The sequence below is a fragment of the Capsulimonas sp. genome, from assembly GCF_039929585.1.
In the GTDB taxonomy this organism is placed as follows: Bacteria; Armatimonadota; Armatimonadia; order Armatimonadales; family Capsulimonadaceae; genus Capsulimonas.
In genome coordinates, this window is the sequence record NZ_JBDSQY010000023.1 from 1 (window position 1) to 25,175 (window position 25,175).

Genomic DNA, 25,175 nt, shown 5'->3' on the forward strand with positions numbered 1-25,175 from the left:
GATCGTTCTGCCGCCATGTCCTGATAATCTGAATAAACCGATGGCGATCTGGATCGGCGCCGCCACGGAAACAAACCCGTTGGAATTTCGCCCCATGTTGACGGAAGCCGACATTGCTTTGACCGCCACGAAAAAGATGTCCCGCTACGAGAATTTTTCCAGCGACATCCTTCACTACCAGGACATTCCCGCCGACCGCCAGCGCCGGTTTGGCGTTTTTCCATAGCCTCCAAATGCGATAGCGGCTCGGCAGCCGCCTATCAAAATTCTTGTCGCTGCTTGTGCTGCGTCACGCCGTCACGATCGCCCTGGACGGCGCGCCAGACTTCGGGCGTTTTCCATGCGGCGGAAATAAGCTGAGCGTCCCAGATCGCGACGCCCATGGAGCTATCTGTCATCAGCCACTGCATCTGTTCGAGGGCGGTGTTTCCCTGCCACTGCTCTTTGTCCGACGGAACGCCGATTTGCAGTTTCGCCGCATATTTGCCGGCAGCCTTCTTTTGCGCGGCGTACGCTGCCCAGTCCGCGCCGTTCATTCCGATATCGCTGTAACCCATGGTCGTCACGCCGTCCACGAGTGGGAAGAGGTCCGGCCACCAGCTCTGGTTCGGCGCGTTCCAAATATAGGAGAAAGTGTCCGCCGTCAGGTGCTTACGCCGCTTGCGCAGCTCCTTGGAAAGGTCTGTCACGAACGCTATGTAGACCGCCTTATCCTTGTCCGTTTCTCCCGGCCCTTCCAGATCGATGTCGATCCCATCCAGTTCCAGGCGATCCATCTCGTTCAATAAATTCTTCACAAAGTCGTCTTTATGGTCGGCGAAGGCGGCGCGCGCTAGCGGCCAGTCCCATTTGGTCGCGCCATTGTAAACACACAGCATCACGCGAATGCTGTGCGCGTGCCCCCAGTCGCGCAGGTCCGTGACGTTGGTGTCATTCACTCCCGGATTCGTGACGTAAGCGACGCCTCCGTCGGTTGTCGGCGTCCAGAATTGGAGGTCCAAATGCGTGATTGCATCTTGCGGGCCGGCGTCGCCGTACGTGGATGTGAGCGCCGTTTTGGATTCGGCGATAGCGTACGGCGGAACCCAGATCGCGATGGGATGCTTGAAGGAGCGAAACTTTGGCTCCTCATTGGGAGCGGCAAGGACAGGGTGCTTGATATTGGCCATAGTGAAAAGTGCGCCCGATAATACTAGCGCGGCTACGCTGTTCGGAATCTGTTTCAATTTGTGTCCTCATGCATGCTCCACTCAAAGCTCGCGACCTCGTATGCCCCGTGAAGCTGGAATTTCAGGACGGAGGAACCGACTGCCGTCCGATTGGGAAGAACTCGGCGGATTTGAACGGTGTAATCGCCTGGCATCGTAAGGTCGGCCAAGTGCGACAATGTAAATTGGTACTGGCGCTGTCCGCCTGGCGGGAGCACGACTGGCGCATTCGAATGTCCTGGCGTTTCCAGAAGATCGTGGCCGGCGGAGAGCAGTGCGGCTGGAGATGTTGAGCGTACGCTTTGCATTGATGAGCCGTATCGCCCGGCCGGACCGGTGAGAATGAGCTGAAAGTTGTTCATCTCTTTGCCCTCCGCGCCCAATGGGATGGCATGGGATGTCATGTTCTTCAGCACCACCGTGACGATCACGGGCCCGGAGGTCGACAGCACTTCGCGTGGTGTTCGGATCGATACCGCAAGGCCGCCCGCTGCCTTGCTCCATTGTTCGGGCGTGGGCGCGACCGCCGTCGCGATGGCGCGACCGTAAGGGACATCTCTCGCCGTATCCGTCTCCTCCATGATAATCCCGCGCTGCTCGTCAAGCCGGAACGGAATCAGCGAAGGCGGATTCTGATTGAGCGCGTAGCCAATGCCCTCGGCTGGGCTGAAGGATGCCCCGACAACGTAACCTCGCAGCGGCGTCGCGCCGAGCGGGGTTAGCGCGCCGTTCGTCCCGATCCGATAGCAGGCCAGGAAACTCTGGTTAATGACCACGAGGAAACGCCCGCTTGGGTCCACGGTGAGCCCGATGCTGTCGGGGGTGCTGTAACCGGGAGTGTAGGGCTGCGGGGACTGGGGCGACTGTGCGCCCGGCAGCGGAGTAAGACCTCCATCCGAGCCGACACGCAGCGCGACGACCTTCTCCCCCGCCAGGGCATCCGTGCTGCCCGGCTTGTAAGATTTCTCGGTCAGCACAAATGCGAATTTGCCTGACGGAGCCATGGCGATCGCCTTATCGCGTCCGCCGTCCGGTCCCGCCGAACTCCATTTCGGACCGGGAAGCGCCGTTACCTGTGCGTTCTCACCGATCCGATAGGCAGATGTCAGTCCGTTGCAGGCGTATAGGAAAGTCCCGGTGGGATCGATCGCGCCGGATTCCGACGGAACGACGTTATGATCTCGGTCCTGGCTCCAGTCGCCGCTTTTCGCCGACAGACGCCCGTCTTTGCCGATCGTGTACCGGGTACTTCCTGAGCTGCCCAGCGCGAAAAGAAAACGTCCTTTCGGGTCCATGATCAGCGTTCTTGGAGATCCTTGCGTCGGCGCCGTCGGTGGCGACAGCGGCGACAGTACGCCGTTGACGCCGACCTGGAACTGGGATACGGTCTTGTCGCCGGCGTTGCCGGCATAGAAAAAACGCCCATTGGGAGTAGAGACAAGGGAAGTCACGCCCTTACCCGCAAGCGCGGGCGGCAGCAGCGTGGGCGAAACTACGCCGTTATTCGCGACTTGGAATCGGTACACACTTGCGGTATCACGTGTGTAGTCCTCGTTCGCCATGTACAAGAATGTTTGGTGGCCTGGCCGCGCCGTGAGAGGCGTCACGCCGCTGCGCTCGTTGGTGTTCTCTGCAAGGCGCACCTTCAGCGGCCCCGCCGCCACCGTGACTTCCCGCGCCGCAGTTGGGGCGGTCGCAGGAGGAAACAGCGGCTCTTCCGCGCGGAGATATCGGCTAACACTCACTTGATATTCGCCGGGGCGCGACATATCGAACAGGCGCGCAAGGTCGTATCGATACCGTAAGGTTTTGCCTGAAGCTATTATAACCATCATATTGGCGTACGCTGCCGTGGGCGCCGTCAGAATCTGATCGCCGATCGCGGTGCGCGGCGCCGATCGCCCCGCGCTGTCCGTGACGGTAATTTGAAAAGCGGCTTGCTGAAAGGCGGATCCGCCAATGATTATGGGAGCCGTTCCGTTGTTGCGCAGCATCAGTGTCAAGTTGACAGGCTGCCCTTCCGTGCGCACTGGCCCATCAAGATCAGCGGTCATGCTGACAGGCAGTGCGGGCGCGGCGAATGCACATGCTGGGAGGAGGATCAACAGAGTACTCAGTATGTAGCAGATTTCTCGCATGGTATCTCCTAAAAGGCCGGCTCCGCACGCACTGGGCTGCTGTGGGAATGTTTCGTATCGTTTTGACCCTTGCTGAACCCCAAACTTCAACCAAGGCGTGGCTTACTTCTCGCGTTCGATATGGGCAGTCGTCACTGGCCCGCCCGGAAACCGGTCGAAACGACGGGCAAATCGACGGTTGCGCCGGGGCAGGCGCGCCCAGCGCAGATTGTCGCAGCGGATGGCGAACCAGAAGGGGCCGTGGAATAAAAAGCGGTGCTCGATTCGGCCATCTTCCGTGTTGTCCAATTCGTGACGGAGAGCGTCGGGGCCGTACGTATATCCAGTCGAGCGCGCGATATAAGCCAGCGTCTGTTCGTGTTCAGGTGAAATATCCGCGCCGTCGTAGCGAAGCGATAGGTCGTAGTAGCCCATGACAGAATCACCGCCTCGCAGATTCAGAGCCAAAATATGGCGATTCTTGTCGTGGCGAACCAGCATGACATAAGCATCATGGACGCCGGGAAGACGCGCTAATTTCAGAACATCGGCGGATAGGTCGCCATTGGTTTCTAGTTCTTGCAGATAGAGTAAGTAGCTCTGATCCGCAGTCATGTTCCACTCGGTAATGCCTTCGCCATACTGGCCTTCGCACCATTCCAGAGTAAAGTATTTCATCGCATGCTCCTTGGCGCAAATGCCACTTAATTTCCCTGTCGAAACTGCGGCTGGCGATGCTAAACCCATCGCGTCAGGCAAACAGTTTTTATCCCGCCGCCAGTGTTAGTCCGTAAACGGCTTTTGCCCCGGCAGCTTTCAGCGCCGCCGCGCACTCATGCAAGCTGCTTCCGGTTGTGGAAACGTCATCCAAAAGCAAGATTGTTTTTCCCGCGATCACGCTGGGACTGCGTATTGCGAAAGCGTTTTGCAAGTTGCTTTCTCGTGCGCCGGAGGCGAGGCCGACTTGCGGGCGGGTATTGCGGGTGCGATGCAGCGTTTTGGCGTCCATAGGAATACCCAGCTCTTGAGAGAGCACGCGGGCGAGGCGTTCGCTTTGATTGTAGCCGCGCACGCGTCGGCGGGCGGGGTGCATGGGAACGGGAACGATCAGGTCGCACGGCGTGGGGAAGAGGTCGCCGGTTTGCAGGTGAAGGGCGAGGATGTGCCCGAGGGGCTGAGCGAGCTGGGGGCGGTCCCGGTATTTGAACAAGTGGATGGCGTGGCGCAGGACGCCATCGTAGGCGCCGAGTGCGCGGGAGCGATCGAAGGCGGGTGGGCGGGCGGAGCAGTGGCGGCAGGCGTCGGCTTCACCGGTGCTCAGGCCGCATCGGACGCAGGCGGGCGAGGGCGGCGGGGTGATTGCGGCGAGGCAATCACCGCAAAGCGGCGGGGCGCCAAGCAGGCCGCAGACGACGCATTTGGGCGGATAGAGAAGCGAGAGGAAGGGATCGGCGGCGGCGTGGATCAGCCGCCGCGCCGCGTGCGTCAGGGTGGGGACGTGCGCGGCGCGGGGCTGGGGATTCACACGGAGGCCTCGTCCAGCGCTTCGAAGAACGAGATGTTGCGGAACTCGCGGTAGCGCGCGCCGATTTCGGCGTGGGTGAGGGTGCGCATGCGGTTCAGCGAGAAGTCCTCGACGTTGAACGACGCCAGGACGCTGCCATAGACAACGGCTTTACGCAGGGTTTGAATGTCCGTGTTGTTCTGCTGCGCGACATAGCCGATAAAGCCGCCCGCGAAGGTGTCGCCGGCGCCGGTCGGGTCGGCGATGTCTTCCAATGGGTAGGAGGGGGCGGCGAAGTGATCGTTGCCGCTGAAGAGCAGCGCGCCGTGCTCGCCCTTTTTGATGATGACGGTCTTGGGGCCAAGTTCCTGCAGCGCCTTCGCCGCCTTGACCACGCTGAGCTTACCGGTGAGCTGGCGCGCCTCGGCGTCGTTCATAAAGGCGATGTCCACGTGCTTCAGGACTTCGATCAGCGCGTCGCGCTTGCCTTCGATCCAGAAGTTCATGGTGTCGCAGACAGTCAGCTTGGGCGATTTGACTTGCTTGAGCACGTCGAGCTGCAGTTCCGGGTCGATGTTGGCGAGGAACACGTACTCAGCGTTCTGGTGGCTGGCGGGGAGCTGGGGCTGAAAGTCCGCGAAGACATTGAGCTGTGTGTCAAGCGTGTGCGCGATGTTCAAGTCGAAGTCGTAGTAGCCGGCCCAGCGGAAGGTCTTGCCGCCGGCGATCGTCTGCACGCCGCTGATGTCGATATTGCGCGACGCGAGGAAGTCGAGATGCTCCTGCGGAAAGTCGTCGCCGACCACGCCCACGATCTGCACGGGCGAGAAGAACGACGCGGCGACGCTGGAGTAATCTGCGGCGCCGCCCAGCGCGTCCGTGACATTACCGGCCGGCGTGCGCACGTTGTCGAGCGCCATGGAGCCGACAATCAAAACAGAAGAAGGGGAGTTTGTCTCGGGCATTACGAATCCTTAGGTCCAAAGATAATTTTCCTATATGATACCAGCAAGCGGCTCAGAAGCGGCGGTTGTGTCCTTGGAATTGAAGGCGTAAAGGATTCTGAGCCTCGGAAAGAGAATAAACGACTTTGGAGCTGGCGTCTCCACCCCTCGAACATTCCGTATCTGTATGAGGACTAAGCAAGTGGCCAAAATGAACCCCCAACTCATCACCAAAGATCCCGAGACATGGGCGCATGTGCTCGCGCTTTATGGAAACAAACCGTGCTGGCGCTCTCGCCTTCACTCCCATCTGCCGCAGGCGATGCGTGAAAATCCACGTCTTCTGATGCCGCTGCTGCGTAAGTGTCTCTCCTGTCCAGATGCATTTGCCGATGCGCTTTACGTCTCTTCACTGTTTCCCGAGCTCACTCCGCAGGTCGTGCAGGCCTTGCAGCAGCCCGAACTGCGTGGCGCAGTGAGTCGTGAGCAGATGATGAGCAGCCTGGCCTGTCTGTTCGGCGTCACATTCCACCCGAAAGCGTTTCTTACGAAATCCACTGGCGATCAGGCGCGCATCTGTGCGCGTGTTCGGTCCGAATTTGCGCGGCGTTTCGCTTCTGATTTCGACGCCGTTTTCACCTCCGATCGATTGAGCTTTGAAAGCGCGGCTCCCCCGAACGATGGTCCTAGCGGTCAGACGCTGCGCCGGTCGTATTAAATTTCCGGGAACATCTTCGGCGACTCCCCCGTCCCTTACCCATAGGAAAACGGACGAATGGAGTAAAACGATGTCCAACAAAAAAATCTTTATCGCTCTGGCGCTCGGCGCCAGCTTACTGACGGGGGCCGTGAGCGCGCGGGCCGATCACTGGGTCAATGGCCGTCTTGTGACGACGGAAGACGAGCAAAAGCAGCAGCGCTGGGAGGCCACGCATCGCGGGCAGACGATGACCGACGCGCAGCGTCGTGACCATTACAGTCAGACGCGGCTGGAGCAGGACCGCCGCCGTCGCTACGCCGAAACGCAGCGGCGCGATCATAACAATCTGACGCGTACAGAGCAGGACCGGCGTCGGCGTTATGCCGAGACACAGCAGCGCGATCGTGAAAACCGAGCGCGTCTGGAGCAGAATCGTCGAGATCGCTACGCCGAATCGCGTCGTGATGCTGGTTACGAGCATAGTCAGGCCGTGGAGAACCGGCGCCGTGAGATCGCTCTTCAGCAGCGCACCGCGCAGGATCGTGAGCGGCGCGAGCGTCTCGTTCAGCAGCAGCGGCAGCGCTATCTCCTCGCGGCGCGGCAGCGTGAGGCGGCCCACCAGCGCGACTTGAACTCCCTGCGCCGACGGACTGCCGATAACCGCTCGCAGCGCGAAGCGGCGCATCGTCACGATCTGGACGCCCTGCGCCGACGCACTGCTCAGGATCGGCAGCGCCGTGAAGCCGAAAATCGCCGATACGCGCACCACAATCACTAGGGAGATCTCATCTCCATAGCGCCATGAAGTGAAAAGAAAACGCCCCGCCGCAGTAATACGGCGAGGCGTTTTTCGTTTTTGTCGTCAGACAGTAAATTCGTTCGGCCACAGATCGGCGGCGGCGCGAAGCGCCTGTTCTTTTAGCCGCGCGTAGCTGGGCGTATCGAACAGAAGATAGACGGTGTCCTGATTTTTGACTTCTTCCAAATGCGGCAGCCAGACATAGTCGCAGACATACGTATGACGCTTGGCGGAGGATTCTAGAAACCATCGGAACTGTGTCAGCAATGGATAGGACGCCTTCGCATCCAGTGAGTTGTCCTGAGTTTTGCGCCACTCTATCAGCAGTGCGTGCAGTGCGGCGGGCGAAAAGTGGATCGACACTTCTGGGCGCGTTTCGCCGTCCATGCGCGACGCCAGAAGCGCATCGGCGACATTCAGCCGCAGGCTTCCATCAAAGTGACGGACAACCTCCGTCCGAGAGATCTCATCGATAACATAAAGCATGGACCATGTCTCGGAATCTTTGTTCGGCGCCACCTTACTCCTCCTGCGCACCCGGTTCGACGTGTGCTCTTTCCTTAATCTTGCTGTTTGCTTGATCGTACCCATGATGGATGCTTCGACACACATTTCTCTGATCCGAATTTTTATGGCTGTGCGGACCCAGCAAAACTATTGTGATTTTGTGTGGACAGATGACGGAAGTATGGAATAAAGAGTCGTTGAGCCTGAAAATGCGCGTCTCGGGATCTCAGGTGGGCAGTGAAGTGTCGCGGGAGAGGCCGCGGAGGAGCGGGAACTTTGCAGATCAGCAACAGCACGGATATCTCAAAACACGAAACCGGCGTGCGCTTGCCGATACGCCAATGGTATTGCGACGCGCTGAGCGTGCTTCGGAGGATGATGCTGGTGGAAACCGGCCCCCCAAGGCAGCGCAGCCTGAACGACGTGGAGTATCATTCTTCGTCGGCGCGGCGCAGCGCTAAGCGTCGTCGTCCCGCGCCGTCCACCTGCGCTTCGCAGCCTGACGCCGCCGGCTCACAGTACGAGCAGATTCAAAACTTCGCGATGGCGACAATGATCTCCCAGATGCAGAGCCTTACGCAGAAGATCGAAGCGGCGGCGCAGCGCGTGGAGGAAGTTTCCGACAAAGCCGAAGCCGCCGAACAAACGGCGCTCAAAATGGCCGAGCTGACCGCGCTAGCCGCGGCCGAGCTTGCGGCCTTCGCCGCGACGGATCAAGCCAAAATCGTCGGCTTTCGCCGAGGAATGCGCCGCCGCAGCTATGACTACTCACACAATATGGATGCGTGAGGGCGCGAATGGAGCCTGGGGGCGGGCAAGGCGCCGGATGGCGACGCCGGGCGCCCGTCGAAAGTGCGGGATGTCCGGCGTCATCACTATGTAACCAGCGTCCCGGCTACCGCGGCGGGATGAGCGCTACGGCGACCGTCGGAGCTTGGGGCGTATGCCGATTGATGGTTTTCGTCATAACCGCGATGGCGTGGCGCGTTTTCTTTTCCTGTGGCGTGAGGTCAGTGGCGTTCGCCAAGCGGTCCATTTTCGTTTGGACTTGACTGAGCGATTCGAGAGAACTGTCCAGTTTGCTTTGTATGGATTCACCGCCGACAGAAGTCGTCTTAAGCGAAGTCATGAACTCATGACTGATGTTGTCGCCGAGTTTCGCCACGGCCGCCGGGTCCTGGTTGGATGAGAGCACGCTGTTGATTTGATCTTTGTTGTCTGTCAGGTAACCATCCATTTTTGCGTCGAGGTCGGTTGAGCCTTTCTTCAGATTCGCGGTTAAGTCTTTCTCGAATTGGTCTTCCAAACGCTGCCGGTAGATCGGCAACTGCTGCTCCGCGTAAGTCGGAACCTGCGCAATCAGAACCGGAATCTGCTGTTTGACCCCATCGATGATTAGCGGCGCCGAGTCCGTGAGCTTTTGGCCGATCATGGCTTTCGTCATGTTGGCGGCCGAGACCGGCGCCACATATTGCTGGAAGTTTGCCGTCACAACGCCCAGATAGACGATTGTGCTGACTGCGGAAGCAATACAGATCCAGCGAGTTCTGGTCAGCGATGCGCGTACTTTTCCGACTTCGGCGATCAAGTACTTATCACTGGCGGACTCTGCTGGCTCATTTGGCGTATTATCGATGGTCATTTTTTGACTCCTGTTGCCGCGTTCATCGGCGATGCGCTGCCTTTGGCCTTCATCTCGGTCAGTTCTTGATGGAAACCATCTACTACCATCAGCGCCATTTCCCAATTGACCTTGTCTTGGTCCGGTGAAATCGATTCGCTGGACTGAATCTTGGTAAGGTCCGCCTCGATCGCATTCATTTTGTCCATATGCTTGGAGAACAGCGTATTATTTGCCTGCGCCAGCTGTTTGCCGCCTTCCGAGCTCATCGTGTCGACGAGGGCGGCGATATTTGCGTCGGTCGCGCTCGGAAACATGCTGTGAATCTTGGCCTCGTGACGCTTGAGCATATCGCCATAGGTGCGGTTGAGGACTTTATCGCCTGTTACGGGAATATGCTTCTGGAGAAGATCGAACTGCTTCATCGTCGAAGCGGTCAGTTCCGGAACTTGTCCATTGAGCTTGGTGAAGGAAGCGTCGATGACCGGCTTGCTTTCGGTAAACGCCTGTGTGGCGATCGTCTGTACATCCGGAAGAACATCCCTCTTCAGTCCGTCGGTGAGCGTGCTGCTGAATTGATCCTGCACGGGGCCAGGCACGAACAAATTACGCACGGAGTTGCCAAGGAATGACACGCATGCAATCACGGCGATCGTCATGACGCCGGTCGTCCCCCACCGCCAGTTGCGAGTCTGGGCGCGAAGCGCCTCCAACTCTTGAATTTTTTTCTGTGTTTCTTCGTTTGTCATGTGATCTTCCTACTAACCGACTTCGATTCTTACACGTTCATTCTTGAGCAGCAGAACTGACGATGGATCCAGCGCAGCCTATTAGCTATACCCGCTCACTCAAGCTTGCAAGCATAAAATATTCCTTATTAAAGAAAACGATCATAAATATCCTTCTGAAGCGTGCTATTTCGGATCCATGCCGCCGCAAATTCACTCTTAGATTGTATTAAATATCACTTTTTCTTGCGCCGCACAAAAAAAGTCCTACAGACGCTTGTGGTCCGTAAGACTTTTCTCCTGAAATCGGAATAATCGCGGCGGAGCGCGCTTTACTCATCGCTCTCGTTCTGAATTTCCATTAGAAATATTCCTAATGCGGCAAATTAATCTGGGGTTTAAGTATCTCCATCGCCGCTTCTGGATCTTCCGGTGTCATATAGATATGAAATAGCCCTAGGCCAATATCTAAGAACTTGCCTATATTTGGATGCTTCGAATAGACCTCGTAGCGATATGGCAAACTGTAAGTCCAATACCCTTAATGTTCACTCCATCTGGAGCGAAATCATAATCATATAACCATAAGCCGGTTTCCTGGCGATAGTGGCGCTAAAGGATTGGCAATTCCGCGTGGCTCCCAGCGAGGCTCTGCTTCAATAAGGTTAGAGTCGCCGTTACCTCCCACATGGATGCCTGACAAGCCGTCGCGGCGGTTGAGAGGCCGCAGCGGCTCATGATGAAACGACGATCGCGCGGAGCCGTCCGCCGTCCGCCGACCCCGAGGCGGACTTCACGGCGATCTCGATGCGCCCGTTTCTGCCAGGAAGCACGCTGCTTACTTCCTTCACAGTTTCTTTAACCCCAGCGGATTCTTGATTGATATCCGCGAAAAGAGTTTTCCCGTTGATGGAAACGGACTGCCGTCCTCCTGCGGGAAAATACAGCCGGAGGGTGTAGGCTTGCCCCTTCGGCGTCATCGGCAGCGGGATTTGATAAGTGAAACTGCCTTGCCTCGCCGACATAGTAAGTTCTTCGTTTCCCGGAAGAGGGACAGCTGTTCCGCCTTCGAAGTAACAATCTCCAATGAAATCGCCGGCGTCTGCTCCCCCGCAATTGATGGCGACTTTGGTCGCGAAGTTCGTTTCGCGTGCGGCGTTCGCTCCGTAGGGCGACTGCGACTCCGGCAGGTCGGATTCCCGCAAAGCGCGCTTGACCGGCCGGTCCGCCATCGAAAACTCAAGAGCGCCTCCCTGCCGAAGATCGGAATGCTCGATCCAGAGCCGAGAGTGCTCACGTCCGTTTCGTAGGACTTTGCTGACATAGACGTTTTTCGATGAAGTAGCCGGAGCGCGCAGTTGGAGCGTTTTTCCGCCAGGAGGAGTAATCCTGACCTCTGGGAATAGCGGCGACCCGAGCACATAAGCGGGACGTCCCGGACAGCCAGGAAAGATCCCGAGCGCCATCAGTACATACCAGGACGCCATCTCGCCGTTATCCTCATCGGCAGGCAGGTTGTCCGGGCTGTAAAGCTCGTCCAGGACGCGCCGCGCCCAATAGTGCATCTTGGCGGGGGAGCCGGCCGCTGCGTAGAGCGGCAGCACCTGGTGCACGGGCTGATTGGACTGGGCGTACTGACCGAATGGAACCGCCGCCATCTCCCGCATCTCATGGATCTCCTGGCCGTAGCCGCCGACATGGAAGGTCGGCGGCTGCCAGAACATCCGGTCCAGCTTGCGCGTAAAGGCGTCGCGTCCGCCCATGAGGGACATGAGGCCGGCGGGATCGTGGGGCGCGGCCCAGGTCCACTGCCATGGCCCTCCCTCCGTGTAGGCGTCTCCCCAGGCGTACTGGTCGAAGTTCGCCTTCCAGGAGCCGTCGGCCCCGCGCGGCCGCATAAATCCGACCGTGGGGTCGTAGACATTATGATAATTGAGCGCGCGCTTGCGGAAGAGAGCAGCGTCCTCCGTGTGGCCGAGAGCGTCGGCGGCGAGAGCGATGCAGGCGTCGTCGTACGCATAATCCAGGGTCTCGGAGACTGCCCCCGGCGCGTAGCCCAATCGGATGTAGTCGCTGAGATGATGGCGGCCTTCCGTCGAACCCTTCGGGTCTTCCGTCGCGTTCTTGCGAATGGCGGCGTAGGCGGCTGCGCGGTCGAACCCGGGGATCCCCTTGGTGATCGCATCGGCAATTACGGCGTCGCTGTGCGTGCCGCCCATGGTTCCGTGGTAGCCGGGGTTGGGCCATTGCGGCAGCCATCCTCCTTCCTGGTAAGCGTTCACAAAGCCCTGGACGATCTCGCCAAGCCGCGCCGGCTGAAGCAGTGACAGCAGGGGGTAAATGGTGTGGTATCCATCCCAAAGACCTGTGTCCGTGTACATCACGCCGTCGCGCAGCTTACCACCGGCGAAGGGGCTATAGTGGATCGGCGCGCCGGCCTCATTGTATTCGTGGAACATCCGTGGAAAGAGATGCGCCCGGTACAGACAGCTGTAGAAGGTTCGGCGGTCGCGCTCCGAGCCGCCGGAGACCCGCGCTACTCCCAGTGTCTTGTTCCAGGTTTCGGCCGCTTCAGCTAGGATGGTCTCGAATGTATGCTCGCCGATCTCGCGGTCAAGATTGCGCTGGGCCTGCTCCACGCTGATGAACGAGGTGGCGATCGTCATCACGACGGTCGTTTTGCCTTCAAACTCGATCGCCGCGCCAACCTCTTTGCCGTCCGCGATGCGCTCCGTCGTGGCTTTGTGGTCGTCGCCAAACACATAGGCTCGCGCGGCAGGAGAGTGGAAACGGGCATAGAAGTAGCAGCCGAAGTTTCCGGGAGCGCCGAAGCCATGGAGGCGCGAGCAGCCGGTGACGATGCTTGCGACTGCGTCGATCTCCACATGCGAGTGGGCGTCGATCAGCACGCGACCGGTCTCGCCCACCGGAAACGTGAACCGAAAAGCGGCGCACCGCTCGGTGGGAGCCATCTCAATCCGAACGCCGTCGCGTTTGAGTTTGACCGAAAGTGAGTGTGGGCTGATCTGGAGATCGCCGAGCTCATACGCGGAGGCGCGCGCCTCGGGGGCAAGGGCGGCATCGTCGCCAGCTTGGGCCATGACAGTGAAGTGGCCGTAGTCGCCCATCCATGGGCTCGGCTGATGTGTGGCCCGCACGCCTTGTAAGGTATGTTGATTGGGATCGAAAAACCAGCCGTCGCCCTGGCGGGTTTGCGGCGACCAGTGGGTCATGCCGAAGGGAAGCGCCGCCAGCGGCAGCGTGTTGCCGCGCGAAAAGCCAAAATTGGAGTTAGTCCCTTGCATTGGGTTGACCAAATCCACGAGATCCTCGGCGCTTGATTTGGCTCTTGGAGGCGCGGCGCGCTTTCCAAATACGGGCGCTGGAGCGGCCATCGCCAGCGCGGTCCCGCTCCCCAGCAGCAGCATTTCCTGGAGCAGCTCGCGCCTTGTCATTCGATTGGAACCCATAAATTGCTAACTCCAAGCACAATGCGTTGTTATCGATAACATTATATCGCGACCGAGATCCACTGTCAATAGTCATATTGCGATCATTGCGTGTGTGGGCGGCATACATGTTCAGCGCCGCCCAGTCTTGGCGAGTTGTGTATTTTAGGCGGCCTTTTCTTCCACTTCGACCTCAATTTCGATTGGTTCCTCAATGCCGCTGATCTGCATGAAGTTTTGAATTTTCGCCAGCATTGTTTCGGAGATTCGGTGCCCGGACGAAATGAGCATCTTTCCATCGCATGTGCGAACGTCCGACGCCAGCTTTTGTCCCAGCTTCAGATCCGTGACCTTGAGGGGGCGGGACGGCGGGCGTACTTCGATCTCGTCTTCCGGCCTCAGGCAGATCAGGCAAGACGCGACGATGTCCGCATCGTACCAATCCGGGCGTTTCGCCATCGCGCCCAAAGCCTGCATCCGGGGCAGGCCGCCGCCTTCCAGATAGAGCAGATCCTGGAGCACGCGCAGGATTCGCGCGCCTGTGGGAATGTCGCGTCCGACCGAGCCGCCCTTAGGGAACCCCGTGCCGTCGTAGTTCTTTTTCTGGTAGTAGATCATCTCCGCCACCGGCTCCAGGCGCGGAATATTGATGAGCAGATTTTTGCTGATTTCCGGGACGCGGTGCATCAGGCTTTGTTCGTTGGGAGTGAGCGTCTGTTTTGCCTGTGCTTTATTGACAACGAAGGTGGGAACGGTCACCAGGCCAATTTGGCTAAGCATCGCGCCGAGCTCGAATTTCCACATCGGCTCCAGTTTGAGATACTGCGCCACGATCCGCATCTGCTGCTTGAGCGCCAGAACGCGGCCGAACGACTCGGGGTTGACGACCGCGAGGATCTCCATCATGACTCGGATGGAACCCTGAAGGGTCTTTTCCAAAAGATCCCGTTCAGCGTTGATCAACTGATACTGGCGCACGCCAGCTTCCAGGGCGAGCGCCATGTTCTCGGGAGACGCCGGCTTCACCAGATAGCGGAAGATGTTGCCGCGGTGCAGCGCCTCCACGGCGGTTCGGAGGTCGGCATTGCCGGTCAGCATCATGCGCACGGTGTCGGGGGCGACGGCTTTGGCGCGTGTCAGGAACTGGACGCCGTTCATGCCCGGCATGCCCATGTCCGTCACAATCACGCTGAAAGGACCGTTGCGCTCGATCTTTTCCAGGCCAGCTTCGCCGCCCAGCGCCGTATCGATCTCATATTGTTTGCGCAGGAAGCGCTGATAGCCCGAGAGGATGTTTGCATCATCATCGACAAAAAGTATACGTTCGCTCATAGGTCTTCCTTCGAGGCGGCCTTGCGTTTACGCGGCCTTGTCCTGCTCCGTTTCCGCGGCGTCGATTGGGAGCCGAATAATAAATGTCGTTCCGGCGCCCGGCTCCGTCTCCACGGAGATTGCGCCGCCGTGCTTATCGACGATCACGGAGTGCGAAATGGCGAGTCCCTGGCCTGTGCCCTTACCCACGCCCTTGGTCGTAAAGAATGGATCGAAGATCTTCTTCTTGACATGCTCGGGCATGCCGGTTCCCGTATCCGAAATCCGTATCTCGGCCCAGTCGCCATCGTGCAAGGTTTGGATAGTGATGACGCCCTTTTGATTGACGCCGTCGCCGACGACATCCGAAATGGCGTGCGCGGCGTTGACGACCATATTCAGCACAACCTGGTTCAGCTCGCCCGGAAGGCAGTGCACCAGCGGCAGGTCGGCGTCGAATTTGGTCACCAAATCCGCGACATATTTCCATTCGTTGCGCGCCACGGTGATGGTGCTGTCGATTGTCCGATTGAGATCGACCGCCGTCTTCTCGGCGGCGCCGGGATGCGAGAAATCCTTCATGGCGCGCACCAGATGGGCGACACGCTCCAGGCCTTCCAGCGATTGCTTGATGGCGTTGGGGATTTCTTCGGTCAGATACTCCACATCGGCCGCCTCAACCGCCGAGCGTGTTTTCGCGATCAACGCCGGGTCGGCGCCTCCGCGTTCCGCAGCTTCCAGCACTTCTGAGTAGGCTTCCAGCACGCCCTGAATATCCGTAAAGGCGTCCTGTAAAAATCGCGTATTGTCGCCGAGATACTGCACGGGCGTGTTGATTTCATGTGCGATCCCGGCGGCAAGCTGGCCGATAGATTCGAGCTTCTGAGACTGCGCGAGCTGACCTTCCAGAACGCGCCGGTCGGTGATATCCGTGCCGATCACGACAAAGCCCATTGTGTCTCCGGTGTAGGTGGAGATCGGATTAATGCTCAGGCCGAGAATACCGTCCTTGCCGTCGGCCCGGGTGTACGCCGTGTCCGCGACACGCAGGTTCTGGCCGCTGTTGCGGCAGATTTGAACGGCGTCGAGCAGGAAGTCCCAATCCCACTGGATACCGCATTCTCGGAACGGCAGTCCGAGCACATCGGCGGCGGCCGGCCCGAACAGCGTGCGCGCGGCGTGATTCCAGGTGATGATCTTGTCATTCTCATCCACGCCAATCAGCACGGATGAGATCGCCGCCAGTATCATCTCCGTCTGCGCGGTAATCAGCTGCAGTTCTTCCTCTGCCTGCTTCCGCTCGGTGATGTCGCGATGGCTGACGATCCGGCCGTAGAGCGTCTCGCCATCCCCGGATACGACCGGAGCGGAGTAGCCTTCGAGAATGCGCCCGTTCAGCAGCTGCAGCTCGAAGTTATGCGTCAGGTGTGGGAACTCGATCTCTTTTCGCTTGAGATTGAGGAAGCTTTCCTGCCCTTCGATCCGCTGCATCTTGTAATCGACGAGCTTTTGATGGTCGCCTTGCTCGATCAAGTCCGCAGGGATGTCCCATATTTCCGTAAACCGGCGGTTAACGCTGGCGATCTTTTGATCCTCGTCGAGAATGAGTATTCCATCCGGGGCGGCTTCCTGCTGCGCCTTCAGCAGCGCATTGCTGCGCCGGGTTGTTTCTTCCGCCAGTTTGTGCTTGACGATCTCTTCATGCAGTGCGCCGTTGGCGGCGCCGAGCGCTCGCGTTCGCTCCACGACGCGCATTTCCAGCTTTTCCTGAGCGTCGTGCAGGGCCTGTTCGGAAAGCTTTCGTTCGGTAATGTCGACGAAGGAAGTGACGGCGCCGGTCACAACGCCATGCTCGTCGGTGAGGGGAGCGGCGTTAATAGAGAGCGTGATGCTGCGCCCGTCAGTCCGATCAAAACTCAGCTCTAAGTCATAAACCGGGCGTCCAGAAATGAGCGCCTGTGTGATCGGCAGCACCTCAAGAGCGCAGTATTCGCCGTTCGCGCCGCGCATGCGCCAACTCGACTCATAGTAGACCTGCTGGGTAATTTCCTCACGGGCAACGCCCAAAATGGCTTCCGCCGCGGGGTTGGCGAAGGTATAGCGTCCGTTGTCGTCGACGATGGCGATCCCTTCGGCGACGGTTTCCAGAATACGCGTCAAATGTTCGGTCGTCGCTTTCAGAGCCTCTTCCGCGAGATGCTTTTGCGTGATATCCGTGGCGACTCCGACGGCTCCCGTCACGCGTCCCGCATCGTCCCGGATCGGAGAGTACCAGGCTTCATAATAGTTTGCGCCCAGCTTGTCGATGCTGGTGACAGTGTTACCCGCAAGGGCGCTGCGGCAGGCATGGACAATCTCAGGAACATCTTTGTAAATCTCATACAGGGAGCGCCCAACGGTTTCTCCCGGCTTGAGCCCCTGCAGTTCCAGTCCACGCCCTTCGGAGACCGTGAAGATTCCGTTTTCATCGAACCCGAAGAGGACGATCGGCGCGCCGGTAATTACGGTGCGCAGATGATTTTCCTTCATCCGCAAGTCTGCTTCGGCCTGCTTATGCTTGGTGATATCCTGGTGGGTATTGATGGCGCCGATGACGGCGCCCTCGGAGTTGCGAATGGCGAAGGCGTTGCAGAGCGCCGTGTATCTGGTTTTATCGGCGCGGACGACGGCGCATTCGATCGTCTCGGCGACATGTCCCGAGAACACCTGACGGCAGGCGTCGCGGGTGCGGGTTCGATCCGCATCGCTGTCTACGGTGTCCCATACCTTCATCGTCAGCAGCTGGTCGGGGCTGTATCCGGTGAGTTCGTGGTACGCCCGGTTCCATTCGTAAATCTGGCCGTGTTCGTCGTAGCAGACGCAGGCGACGGGAAGGCCCTGAAACAGCTCTTGAAAACGGTGGGAGGCCTGCGCCAGAAGCAGCAGGTTTTCGTCGGCATTATCCGAAGCATTCGCGCTCGTTTCCACAAAAAATGACGGCTGAATGGGGTGCAGAGTCGCGATTACGAGGGAGCGCTCTAGCATCTCGACGGATCTGAGGGAAATCTCGACCGGGATCGGGTCTGAATGCTGGTAAAGGGCGTTGAGACGGTAATCGCCCTGGGTGAGCTGGCTGCTCTCAGGGCTGACGTAGAGACGCCTCGCCTCGGGCATGATGGCGGTCAAATCTTGTCCCAGACAGTCGGAAGCGGCGTATCCAAACAGAGTTTCCGCTTCGGAGTCGAAGGAAAGGATCGTTCCGGCCTCATCGAGGACGATGGTGGCGAAGGGTGTAAATTGTGTGGTTACTGCGTTCATTTGCTCACTTTTCCGCATCTCCATTATCGGTGGATGGATGCGGAAAAGTTAGAGCAAGGGTTTATTGCCGCTATTTCGCGGACATCCAGTCGGCGCCGATTCCGGCTTCGGCGCGCAGCGGCACGCGCAGGTCCATAGAGCGCTCCATCTCGTCGCGGATCAGCGCGGCGTGCTCGTCCGCAAGCTCCGTCGGCGACTCGAAGATCAGTTCGTCGTGAATCTGCAGCAGCAGCTTCGTCGGAATTTGATCCTTGGTGATGCGCTTCTGGACGTTGACCATTGCGACCTTGATCAGATCGGCGGCGCTGCCCTGCACGACGGAGTTGATCGCGAGACGTTCGCCGAGGCTGCGTGTGTGGCCGTTGGACGAGGAGATTTCGGGGATCGCGCGGCGTCGTCCGAGAAGCGTGGCGACATATCCCTGCTCCAGCGCCTCCTGACAGCACTTTTGCAGGAAACGATCGATCCCGGAGAAGCGCTTCTTATATCCCGAGATGAGCTCAATGGCGGCGTCAACCTCCAGGCCGTCGATACGACGCGCCAGGCCGTAGGCCGTGACGCCGTAGATGATGCCAAAGTTGATCGTCTTCGCCTGACCGCGCTGCTCGCGCGTCACGGCGTCCTCGCTCACCCCAAATACCTGGGCGGCGACCGCCGTGTGAATATCCTGATCGCGCGCGAAGGCGTCGATCAGCGCTTCATCCTCGCTGAGATGGGCGAGCAGACGAAGCTCGACCTGGGAGTAGTCAGCGCAGATCAGCCGATAGCCCTGGGGCGCCACAAACGCCTTGCGCACCTGTCGCCCGACTTCGCTGCGCACGGGGATGTTCTGTAAGTTCGGGTTCTGAGACGCGAGACGTCCGGTCGCCGTCATCAATTGGTGGAAGCTGGAATGAATGCGTCCCGTTTCAGGATGCACGGCGTCACGCAAGTTGCCCATGTAGGTGCTGATGAGTTTCGTCAGCTGCCGATATTCTAAAATCAAACGGGGAACGCTGGTGCGTGGATCGTTCTTGTCTTCGGACGCGACCAGCTTTTCCAATACGTCCACGCTCGTGGAGTAGCCCGTCTTGGTCTTCTTGCCCGAGGCGAGTCCCAGCTTCTCGAACAGCACTTCGGCGAGCTGTCGCGGGGAATCCAGATGGAACTCGCAGCCGGCGGCCGCAAGGACTTCCGCGCGCAGTTCCTCGACACGGATCGCCAGGGCGTCGCCCTGGCGCAGCAGTTCGGCGGGATCGCAGGTGATGCCGTTGCGCTCCATCTGTGCAAGGATCACCGCGAGCGGCGACTCCACGTCGCGGATCAGCGCGCTCATCCCTACTTCTTCGAGCTGCGGCAGCATGAACTCCGTAAGGCGAAGGGCGATATCGGCGTCCTCGGCGGCGTACGTGACGACTTTTTCCAGGGGCGCCTTATCGATAGAAAGCTGCAAGTCGCCTTCGCCGATGATTTCGCTGATGGGGATCATCGTGTACCCAAGCATCGTCTGCGCCATATGATCGAGTTTATACGACGACTGCCCCGGCGCGACAAGCTGGCCGGCGAGCATCGTGTCGAACTCTGCGCCCTGCAATGAGATCCCATTGCGCAGCAGAACCCCAGCATCAAACTTGAGATTATGTCCGCACTTCGGGATCGACGGATCTTCCAAAATGGGTCGCATTGCGGCGAGCACCGCTTCCAGGCTCAGATGCTCCTCGGGCTTTGGGGAGAGGGTGGGGATGTAAACGCCGTGTCCCGGCTTCCAGGCGACGCTGATCCCGCACAGTTTCGCATCGCGCTCCAGCCCTGTCGTCTCGGTATCGACGCTGAGCATTTTTTGCTCGCGCAGCGTTGTTACCAGATCATCCAATTGCGCCTGCGTCGTGACGCCATGATAATCGCCGCGCACGATCGGCGTTTTGGCCGCATCGTCCCGATCGGCCAGCGCGAACAGCCCCGTCGCGAATGCGGGCGGCGCTGAGGGCTTGGCGTTCGCGGCGGCGGGCGCCGTTTCCAGCTCCCCGGCCAAACGCCGCACATCCGTCTGATACCGATTGAAGCCAAGCTGCTGGAAGATCGGGATGATCTTGTCCAGACGCGGCGGGCTGACGCGGGCGTCCTCCAGCGAAAAATCGAACTCCGCGTCGCGCATCAATGTCACGAGCGCTCGGGACAGCGGCAAGTGCGCGGCGGCGGCCTCTAAGTTCTCGCGCTTCTTTCCTTTGATCTTGTCCAGATTGGCTAAGATCCCATCAATCGACCCAAACTCCTGGATCAACTGGACCGCCGTTTTCGGGCCGATGCCCGGCACGCCTGGAACATTGTCCACGGTGTCGCCAGTCAGCGCCAGCACATCGATGACCTGCTCGGGCGTCACGCCCTTGTTCGCCAGCAGCGTCGGCACGTCGATGGTCGTGTCCGTATGAATATCGAACATCGCCACACGATCCCCAAGCAGCTGCTCCAGGTCTTTGTCTTTCGAGACAATGCGTATCTGAACGTCGTTATACTCTGGGTTGTCCAGAATGCGCTGAACGATCGTCGCGATCACATCGTCCGCCTCCAAGCCTGGCTTGCTGATGGCGGGAATGCCGAACAGCTCGATCATCTCCAGCACGCGCGGGATCTGCGCCGTCAAGTCCTCGGGCGTCGGATTGCGTGTCGCCTTGTATTCGGGGTACATCTCGTCGCGAAACGTCTTACCCGGCGCATCGATCGCCACGACGACGTAATGGGGATTGAACACCGAAAACAGCTTCAGCAGCATCCCAGTAAAACCAAAGACAGCCTGCGTCGGCTCTCCGGTCACGGAGCTGGTCATACCGCCGCGAATGGCGAAGTAAGAACGGAAGATCTGGGCATAGCCGTCGATCAGATAAAGGGTTTCAGGCATGGGGAAAGGGAACCTCGGGTGATGGAGATTGGTTCGACGCGCCTCGTCTAAATTCCTGCCGACGTACGGATGTTCTTAAGGAGAAGCGCTTGCATTTTGGGATGACTGATGACGAAATTCAGGCATAGAATTGACGATTTGGAACAATCAAAATAATTGTCTGTAAAATACCGAAATTGGTATTAAGTATTGGGTTATTGTGTATAATATCGGTACGCATATGATCGCAAGGAGACGGAGAATGAAGCAAAGATAAAGTTGTGACACGGATAAACAGTATGGTCCTGTTGTTGTAATTGCAATATAAAGAGGAATTGAGAAACGTTATGAACTTAATGAAAAAGATTTTTGTTGCCGGCGCAGTGTTTGCGTCGCTTCTATCGGCGCCCAGTGTGTTGGCCGATCCTGTGGATTTGGCGTTCCAAAAGCCTTTCGTATCCAGTGATCCGAATCCGAATGGCTGGAACACAGGACTGACCGACGGTTCCTGGGAGACCGACGCCGGGAAGACATTTGCCGAAGGGGGCACGGATGTATTTCCGAAGACGGTCACGGTGGATCTGGGAGCGTCGACACAACTCGGTTATGTTGCGACCGGCGTGCCGCCCTATGGCTCCACCAAGACAGTCGTAGTCTCGCTGAGCACGAATGGTTCGACCTACACGCAGATCGGCAGTTATGTCTTTTCTCAGAACCAGGCGGAATACCACCTGTTTTCATTTGCGGCGACGACGGCTCGATATATCCGATTGACTTACCTCGATCGCTATACAGTGTCTGTCGGCTATCCCGTGGAGTTCGTGTTCACCAGCGAAGTGGCGGCCTATGCCCCCGGACCGGCTCCGCCTCCGGCGTATATCGGTCTCGAGCCGGCGGATGTCGCCGCGCCTAAGCGTGATGGGACCGGGCAGATTGACGCCTCATTTCTCGCGGCCCATAACTCCTTTCTCCAGCGCATCCAATCTGGGCCAATCGGCGTCCTATTTGTTGGAGACTCCATCACGCATCGATGGGCCGACCATATGGACATTTGGCAGCAGTATTACTCTCAATATTCTCCCGCTGATTTTGGCATCGAAGGCGATCGCACCCAGAATGTTCTGTGGCGCTTCGATAACGGTGAGCTCGACGGCATCAATCCGAAGGCGGTCGTCGTCTTAATTGGCACGAACAACCTCAACTACCCATCGGCGGATGTGGTGAAGGCCGATACGAAGATCGTCTCCGAAATTCACCGCCATCTTCCCAACACCACAGTGATTCTTCTGGGAATATTCCCGCGCTCCGCTTCAGCGACCGATCCTATTCGCGCGGAGATCACAGGAATCAACACGGAACTGGCGAAGCTTGACAGTGGCGGAAAGACGCGCTTTCTCGACTTCGGGAGTAAATTCCTGGACCCGAACGGTAACATCACCACGGATATGATGCCCGACGGCTTGCATCCGGCAACTCCAGGATACCAAATCTGGGCCACATCAATGCAGCCGCTTCTCACCCAGGTCTGGCAAAGCATCTATCGTATTTTCCCAGGCATGACGATATCGCTGAAGGCGATCGGCTCCAACAACAAGTATGTGACCGCCGGAACTAGCCCTCTGATTGCGAGCGCGACATCAGTGGGCAATGCGCAAAAGTACCTCGTCGTCGATGCGGGAAGCGGTAATTTTGGTTTGCGCGCTGTCGCCAATAGCATGTATGTCTGCGCTGAAGGCGGGGGCGCCAGTTCTTTGATCGCCAATCGATCGGCGGTCGGCCCCTGGGAAACATTTACGGAAGTTGACGCGGGAGGTGGCAATACCGGCCTACGCGCCGTCGTCAATAATATGTATGTTTGCGCGGAAAATGGAGGCGCCAATCCCTTGATCGCGAATCGCACCGCGCTTGGTCCTTGGGAAACCTTCTTTCTCACATCTTACTAAGCAGCGCATTCTTTCTAACCTCTCCGCCGACTAAGAGCAGCTGAGACAAACAAAAGAACCGTTCCGAATTTTCGGGGGCGGTTCTTTTGTTTGCGTTCGTTTGGCGTACAATGAGAGAAAGGAACTCTCTCCCAGACTCTAAAGCCAAGAAAAAATAAAAATACCAAAATTGGTCTTAAAATTAGAAAAGTTATGTATAATGATGGTATACAAGAATCCATGGGGTAATTCGATCGATGAGAAAAGTGGCGCTGGCGACACAGATGATTGAGAAGCGGATTGCGCATGCGGACCATATTCTTGTCGGTATCCCTGGGGAACGGCAGCTGGCGGAGGAATTGGGACTTAGCCGGACGACGGTTCGGACGGCGCTTCAGCAGCTGATGGATCAGGGGACGCTGGTTCGGCAGGAGAACGGGCGGATCAGTGTTGCGGAGCCTGGGCATGGGCGGCTGAAAAAGCGGACGATCGGCATTGCCGCTCCGCCGATGGCGTCCGCGGATTTCGACCGTTGGCGTGAAGGAATTCGCGGCGTGCTCGAAGGGCAGCCGGTGACCCTGCGCCCCGTCGCTTACGCGCACTGGGCCGACCCGGCGCTTCAGGATGCCCTGGCGCACTTCGATGGAATGTTTTTTATTCCGCCGGCGGAGAAAATTCCGGCATGGCTGACGACGAAAATGCTCAACGCCGCCTGCCGGGTGGTGGTGCTGGATGAAGATGAAAGCGCGGCTGGCTTACCTTCGGTGACGCTGTTCCCGCCGGCGGCCGAGCGAAAGCTTTTCGATCACCTGCGTCGCCTTGGGCATCAGCGCATCGATTGTCTGAACGCGCAGGCGGAGGATGGGGTGATCCTGGGACGTATTGCGGAGTGGAAGCGGTATTTGGAAGAGCATGGATTGCCCGGGCAGCTGCGCTCGCTGGCGGTGGAAAAGCCGTTTGAGTCCGCGTATCAGTTGATTCGGGACGCTTTGCGGGAAGGGCGTCCCGTGGCGTCGGCGATCTTCTGTACGACGGGGCCGGCGGCGATCGGCGCCATGCGGGCGCTGCATGAAGCAGGACTTGAGATCGGCGTCGATGTGTCCGTGTGCGCCGTCAATGGCGAAGGCATCGGGCAGTATCTGCTCCGCAGTCTTACGGAGCTGGAGTCCCCGCCGCGCGCCCTTTATTTGCAGCGCGCCGCCGAGTGGATGCTGGGCGAAGACCCTTGGAAAGGGCCGCTGCTGATCCAGCCCAATGATGTTCCGCTGTTCGAAGGAGAGTCGACCGGGCCAGCCCCCGCGTCGCCGATCGTATCTCCCATCCGAGGCTGACAAGTCCAATTCTCTCATTCATCTCCAGGAGACTGCTATGTACATTGTCGTAAACCGAAGCCGGTCTGGTTTCACACTCATTGAGCTTCTCGTTGTTATCGCTATTATTGCAATTCTTGCGGCAATCTTGTTCCCCGTCTTCGCCAAGGCGCGCGAGAAGGCGCGCCAGATTTCCTGCGCCTCCAATCTCAAGCAGCTCAGCATTGGCATGCTGCAATACACGCAGGACAATGACGAGACGTTCCCGCTGGGAAATGCGCTCTTTGACGGATACGATGGCGTTGGGTGGGGTGGACGCATTCACACCTATCTCAAGAGCGCCGATGTTTATAAGTGTCCTGACGACTCCACGGATCGGGTGGGGCCTGGCGGCTCGACCAACGTAAGCTACGCCTTCAATCGGAGCCTGACATTCGCGAACGGCTCCGCCTATCCCGGTCCGAAGGGGCATATCGCGCAGTTGAACTCGCCGTCGAAAACGGTCATGCTCACGGAAATACGAAACTGCTGGGCCGCTGTCTTCCCAATCCCGGGAACGACGTATTCCTATGAGAATGAGTACTACACGGCGAGCCTGAACGGTGTTTGGAATGCGCAGGGGAACGCCAATGGGAGCAATATCCTTTTCGCGACCGGTATGCTGGGCGGACGAACGCGAACCGGCGGCTCCTATATCGATTCGGCTACGCTGGGCCGGCATACGGATGGCTCGAACTTCCTGATGTGCGACGGACACGTGAAATGGTTCCGGGGCAGCAGCGTTTCGTCGGGTTTTAACGCCGCCAACCCCTCCGATGCGCAGCAGTTTGGCGATGACGGCTCCGCGGCGGCGGCGGCCGGCACGGACAACTCGCAATACGCGGTCACTTACTCGGCCTACTAA

At 58.5% G+C, this 25,175-nt stretch carries 19 protein-coding genes; 7 read left to right on the top strand and 12 right to left on the bottom strand.

Features of this window, described 5'->3' with window-relative positions:
- The coding region (locus ABIZ35_RS01030; protein ID WP_348218017.1) for a hypothetical protein at nucleotides 1–226 on the top strand (226 nt) is incomplete at its 5' end.
- A gap of 34 nt (nucleotides 227–260) precedes the next feature.
- Here ABIZ35_RS01030 and ABIZ35_RS01035 read toward each other — a convergent pair.
- The 5 genes from ABIZ35_RS01035 to ABIZ35_RS01055 all read right to left on the bottom strand — a co-directional run bounded on the left by ABIZ35_RS01035 (nucleotide 261) and on the right by ABIZ35_RS01055 (nucleotide 5,794).
- Nucleotides 261–1,169, bottom strand: a complete 909-nt coding sequence (locus ABIZ35_RS01035; RefSeq protein ID WP_348218018.1) for a glycosyl hydrolase family 18 protein — start codon at nucleotides 1,167–1,169, stop codon at nucleotides 261–263.
- Between the two features lie 53 nt (nucleotides 1,170–1,222).
- A complete protein-coding gene (locus ABIZ35_RS01040) occupies nucleotides 1,223–3,346 on the bottom strand; it encodes a beta-propeller fold lactonase family protein (protein ID WP_348218019.1) in 2,124 nt (707 codons plus the stop codon).
- 102 nt (nucleotides 3,347–3,448) lie between these two features.
- Entirely contained in the window at nucleotides 3,449–4,003 is a 555-nt protein-coding gene (locus ABIZ35_RS01045; protein ID WP_348218020.1) for a hypothetical protein, read from the bottom strand.
- Nucleotides 4,004–4,091: 88 nt separating this feature from the next.
- Entirely contained in the window at nucleotides 4,092–4,850 is a 759-nt protein-coding gene (locus tag ABIZ35_RS01050) for a ComF family protein (RefSeq protein WP_348218021.1), read from the bottom strand.
- Nucleotides 4,847–5,794, bottom strand: coding sequence for a PfkB family carbohydrate kinase (locus ABIZ35_RS01055; RefSeq protein ID WP_348218022.1), 948 nt, complete (start codon nucleotides 5,792–5,794; stop codon nucleotides 4,847–4,849). Before ABIZ35_RS01055 ends, ABIZ35_RS01050 begins: the two co-directional genes overlap by 4 nt.
- A 190-nt stretch (nucleotides 5,795–5,984) precedes the next feature.
- Between ABIZ35_RS01055 and ABIZ35_RS01060 the strand changes: the two genes are divergently transcribed.
- Both ABIZ35_RS01060 and ABIZ35_RS01065 read left to right on the top strand, forming a co-directional pair.
- Nucleotides 5,985–6,491: a hypothetical protein gene (locus ABIZ35_RS01060; RefSeq protein ID WP_348218023.1), complete on the top strand. Its 507-nt coding sequence runs from the start codon at nucleotides 5,985–5,987 to the stop codon at nucleotides 6,489–6,491.
- Between the two features lie 70 nt (nucleotides 6,492–6,561).
- Nucleotides 6,562–7,251 (top strand): hypothetical protein, encoded by a 690-nt coding sequence (locus tag ABIZ35_RS01065; protein ID WP_348218024.1) that lies wholly within the window; start codon nucleotides 6,562–6,564, stop codon nucleotides 7,249–7,251.
- 84 nt (nucleotides 7,252–7,335) lie between these two features.
- On the opposite strand, the gene ABIZ35_RS01070 is transcribed toward ABIZ35_RS01065, so the two are convergent.
- Entirely contained in the window at nucleotides 7,336–7,791 is a 456-nt protein-coding gene (locus ABIZ35_RS01070) for a hypothetical protein (protein WP_348218025.1), read from the bottom strand.
- A 264-nt stretch (nucleotides 7,792–8,055) separates the two neighbouring features.
- On the opposite strand from ABIZ35_RS01070, the gene ABIZ35_RS01075 reads away from it, so the two are divergent.
- On the top strand, nucleotides 8,056–8,568 hold the full coding sequence (locus ABIZ35_RS01075; protein WP_348218026.1) for a hypothetical protein: 513 nt from the start codon (nucleotides 8,056–8,058) through the stop codon (nucleotides 8,566–8,568).
- Between the two features lie 106 nt (nucleotides 8,569–8,674).
- Here ABIZ35_RS01075 and ABIZ35_RS01080 read toward each other — a convergent pair whose 3' ends face one another.
- From ABIZ35_RS01080 to polA, 6 genes are all read right to left on the bottom strand, one after another.
- On the bottom strand, nucleotides 8,675–9,421 hold the full coding sequence (locus tag ABIZ35_RS01080) for a hypothetical protein (protein ID WP_348218027.1): 747 nt from the start codon (nucleotides 9,419–9,421) through the stop codon (nucleotides 8,675–8,677).
- Nucleotides 9,418–10,149, bottom strand: coding sequence for a hypothetical protein (locus ABIZ35_RS01085; RefSeq protein ID WP_348218028.1), 732 nt, complete (start codon nucleotides 10,147–10,149; stop codon nucleotides 9,418–9,420). Before ABIZ35_RS01085 ends, ABIZ35_RS01080 begins: the two co-directional genes overlap by 4 nt.
- A gap of 713 nt (nucleotides 10,150–10,862) precedes the next feature.
- Nucleotides 10,863–13,598 (bottom strand): GH92 family glycosyl hydrolase, encoded by a 2,736-nt coding sequence (locus ABIZ35_RS01090; RefSeq protein WP_348218029.1) that lies wholly within the window; start codon nucleotides 13,596–13,598, stop codon nucleotides 10,863–10,865.
- Nucleotides 13,599–13,742: 144 nt separating this feature from the next.
- Entirely contained in the window at nucleotides 13,743–14,909 is a 1,167-nt protein-coding gene (locus ABIZ35_RS01095) for an HD domain-containing phosphohydrolase (protein WP_348218030.1), read from the bottom strand.
- A gap of 27 nt (nucleotides 14,910–14,936) precedes the next feature.
- Entirely contained in the window at nucleotides 14,937–18,185 is a 3,249-nt protein-coding gene (locus ABIZ35_RS01100) for a PAS domain S-box protein (protein ID WP_348218031.1), read from the bottom strand.
- 70 nt (nucleotides 18,186–18,255) lie between these two features.
- Nucleotides 18,256–21,060 carry a DNA polymerase I gene (gene polA / locus ABIZ35_RS01105; protein ID WP_348218032.1) on the bottom strand — a complete coding sequence of 935 codons (2,805 nt, stop codon included), beginning with the start codon at nucleotides 21,058–21,060 and terminating at the stop codon, nucleotides 18,256–18,258.
- A 326-nt stretch (nucleotides 21,061–21,386) separates the two neighbouring features.
- Between polA and ABIZ35_RS01110 the strand changes: the two genes are divergently transcribed.
- The 3 genes from ABIZ35_RS01110 (at nucleotide 21,387) to ABIZ35_RS01120 (ending at nucleotide 25,175) form a co-directional block, all read left to right on the top strand.
- On the top strand, nucleotides 21,387–22,982 hold the full coding sequence (locus tag ABIZ35_RS01110; protein ID WP_348218033.1) for a GDSL-type esterase/lipase family protein: 1,596 nt from the start codon (nucleotides 21,387–21,389) through the stop codon (nucleotides 22,980–22,982).
- Between the two features lie 236 nt (nucleotides 22,983–23,218).
- The gene (locus ABIZ35_RS01115) at nucleotides 23,219–24,292 is read left to right on the top strand and encodes a substrate-binding domain-containing protein (protein WP_348218034.1); all 1,074 of its coding nucleotides are present in this window, start codon (nucleotides 23,219–23,221) and stop codon (nucleotides 24,290–24,292) included.
- 37 nt (nucleotides 24,293–24,329) lie between these two features.
- Nucleotides 24,330–25,175 carry a DUF1559 domain-containing protein gene (locus ABIZ35_RS01120; protein WP_348218035.1) on the top strand — a complete coding sequence of 282 codons (846 nt, stop codon included), beginning with the start codon at nucleotides 24,330–24,332 and terminating at the stop codon, nucleotides 25,173–25,175.

Coding starts and splice junctions, on each gene's coding strand:
- ABIZ35_RS01035 (WP_348218018.1), bottom strand. CDS start 1,169: ATGGCCAATATCAAGCACCCTGTCCTTGCCGCTCCCAATGAGGAGCCA.
- ABIZ35_RS01040 (WP_348218019.1), bottom strand. CDS start 3,346: ATGCGAGAAATCTGCTACATACTGAGTACTCTGTTGATCCTCCTCCCA.
- ABIZ35_RS01045 (WP_348218020.1), bottom strand. CDS start 4,003: ATGAAATACTTTACTCTGGAATGGTGCGAAGGCCAGTATGGCGAAGGC.
- ABIZ35_RS01055 (WP_348218022.1), bottom strand. CDS start 5,794: ATGCCCGAGACAAACTCCCCTTCTTCTGTTTTGATTGTCGGCTCCATG.
- ABIZ35_RS01060 (WP_348218023.1), top strand. CDS start 5,985: ATGAACCCCCAACTCATCACCAAAGATCCCGAGACATGGGCGCATGTG.
- ABIZ35_RS01065 (WP_348218024.1), top strand. CDS start 6,562: ATGTCCAACAAAAAAATCTTTATCGCTCTGGCGCTCGGCGCCAGCTTA.
- ABIZ35_RS01080 (WP_348218027.1), bottom strand. CDS start 9,421: ATGACCATCGATAATACGCCAAATGAGCCAGCAGAGTCCGCCAGTGAT.
- ABIZ35_RS01085 (WP_348218028.1), bottom strand. CDS start 10,149: ATGACAAACGAAGAAACACAGAAAAAAATTCAAGAGTTGGAGGCGCTT.
- ABIZ35_RS01090 (WP_348218029.1), bottom strand. CDS start 13,598: ATGGGTTCCAATCGAATGACAAGGCGCGAGCTGCTCCAGGAAATGCTG.
- ABIZ35_RS01095 (WP_348218030.1), bottom strand. CDS start 14,909: ATGAGCGAACGTATACTTTTTGTCGATGATGATGCAAACATCCTCTCG.
- ABIZ35_RS01100 (WP_348218031.1), bottom strand. CDS start 18,185: ATGAACGCAGTAACCACACAATTTACACCCTTCGCCACCATCGTCCTC.
- polA (WP_348218032.1), bottom strand. CDS start 21,060: ATGCCTGAAACCCTTTATCTGATCGACGGCTATGCCCAGATCTTCCGT.
- ABIZ35_RS01110 (WP_348218033.1), top strand. CDS start 21,387: ATGAACTTAATGAAAAAGATTTTTGTTGCCGGCGCAGTGTTTGCGTCG.
- ABIZ35_RS01115 (WP_348218034.1), top strand. CDS start 23,219: ATGAGAAAAGTGGCGCTGGCGACACAGATGATTGAGAAGCGGATTGCG.
- ABIZ35_RS01120 (WP_348218035.1), top strand. CDS start 24,330: ATGTACATTGTCGTAAACCGAAGCCGGTCTGGTTTCACACTCATTGAG.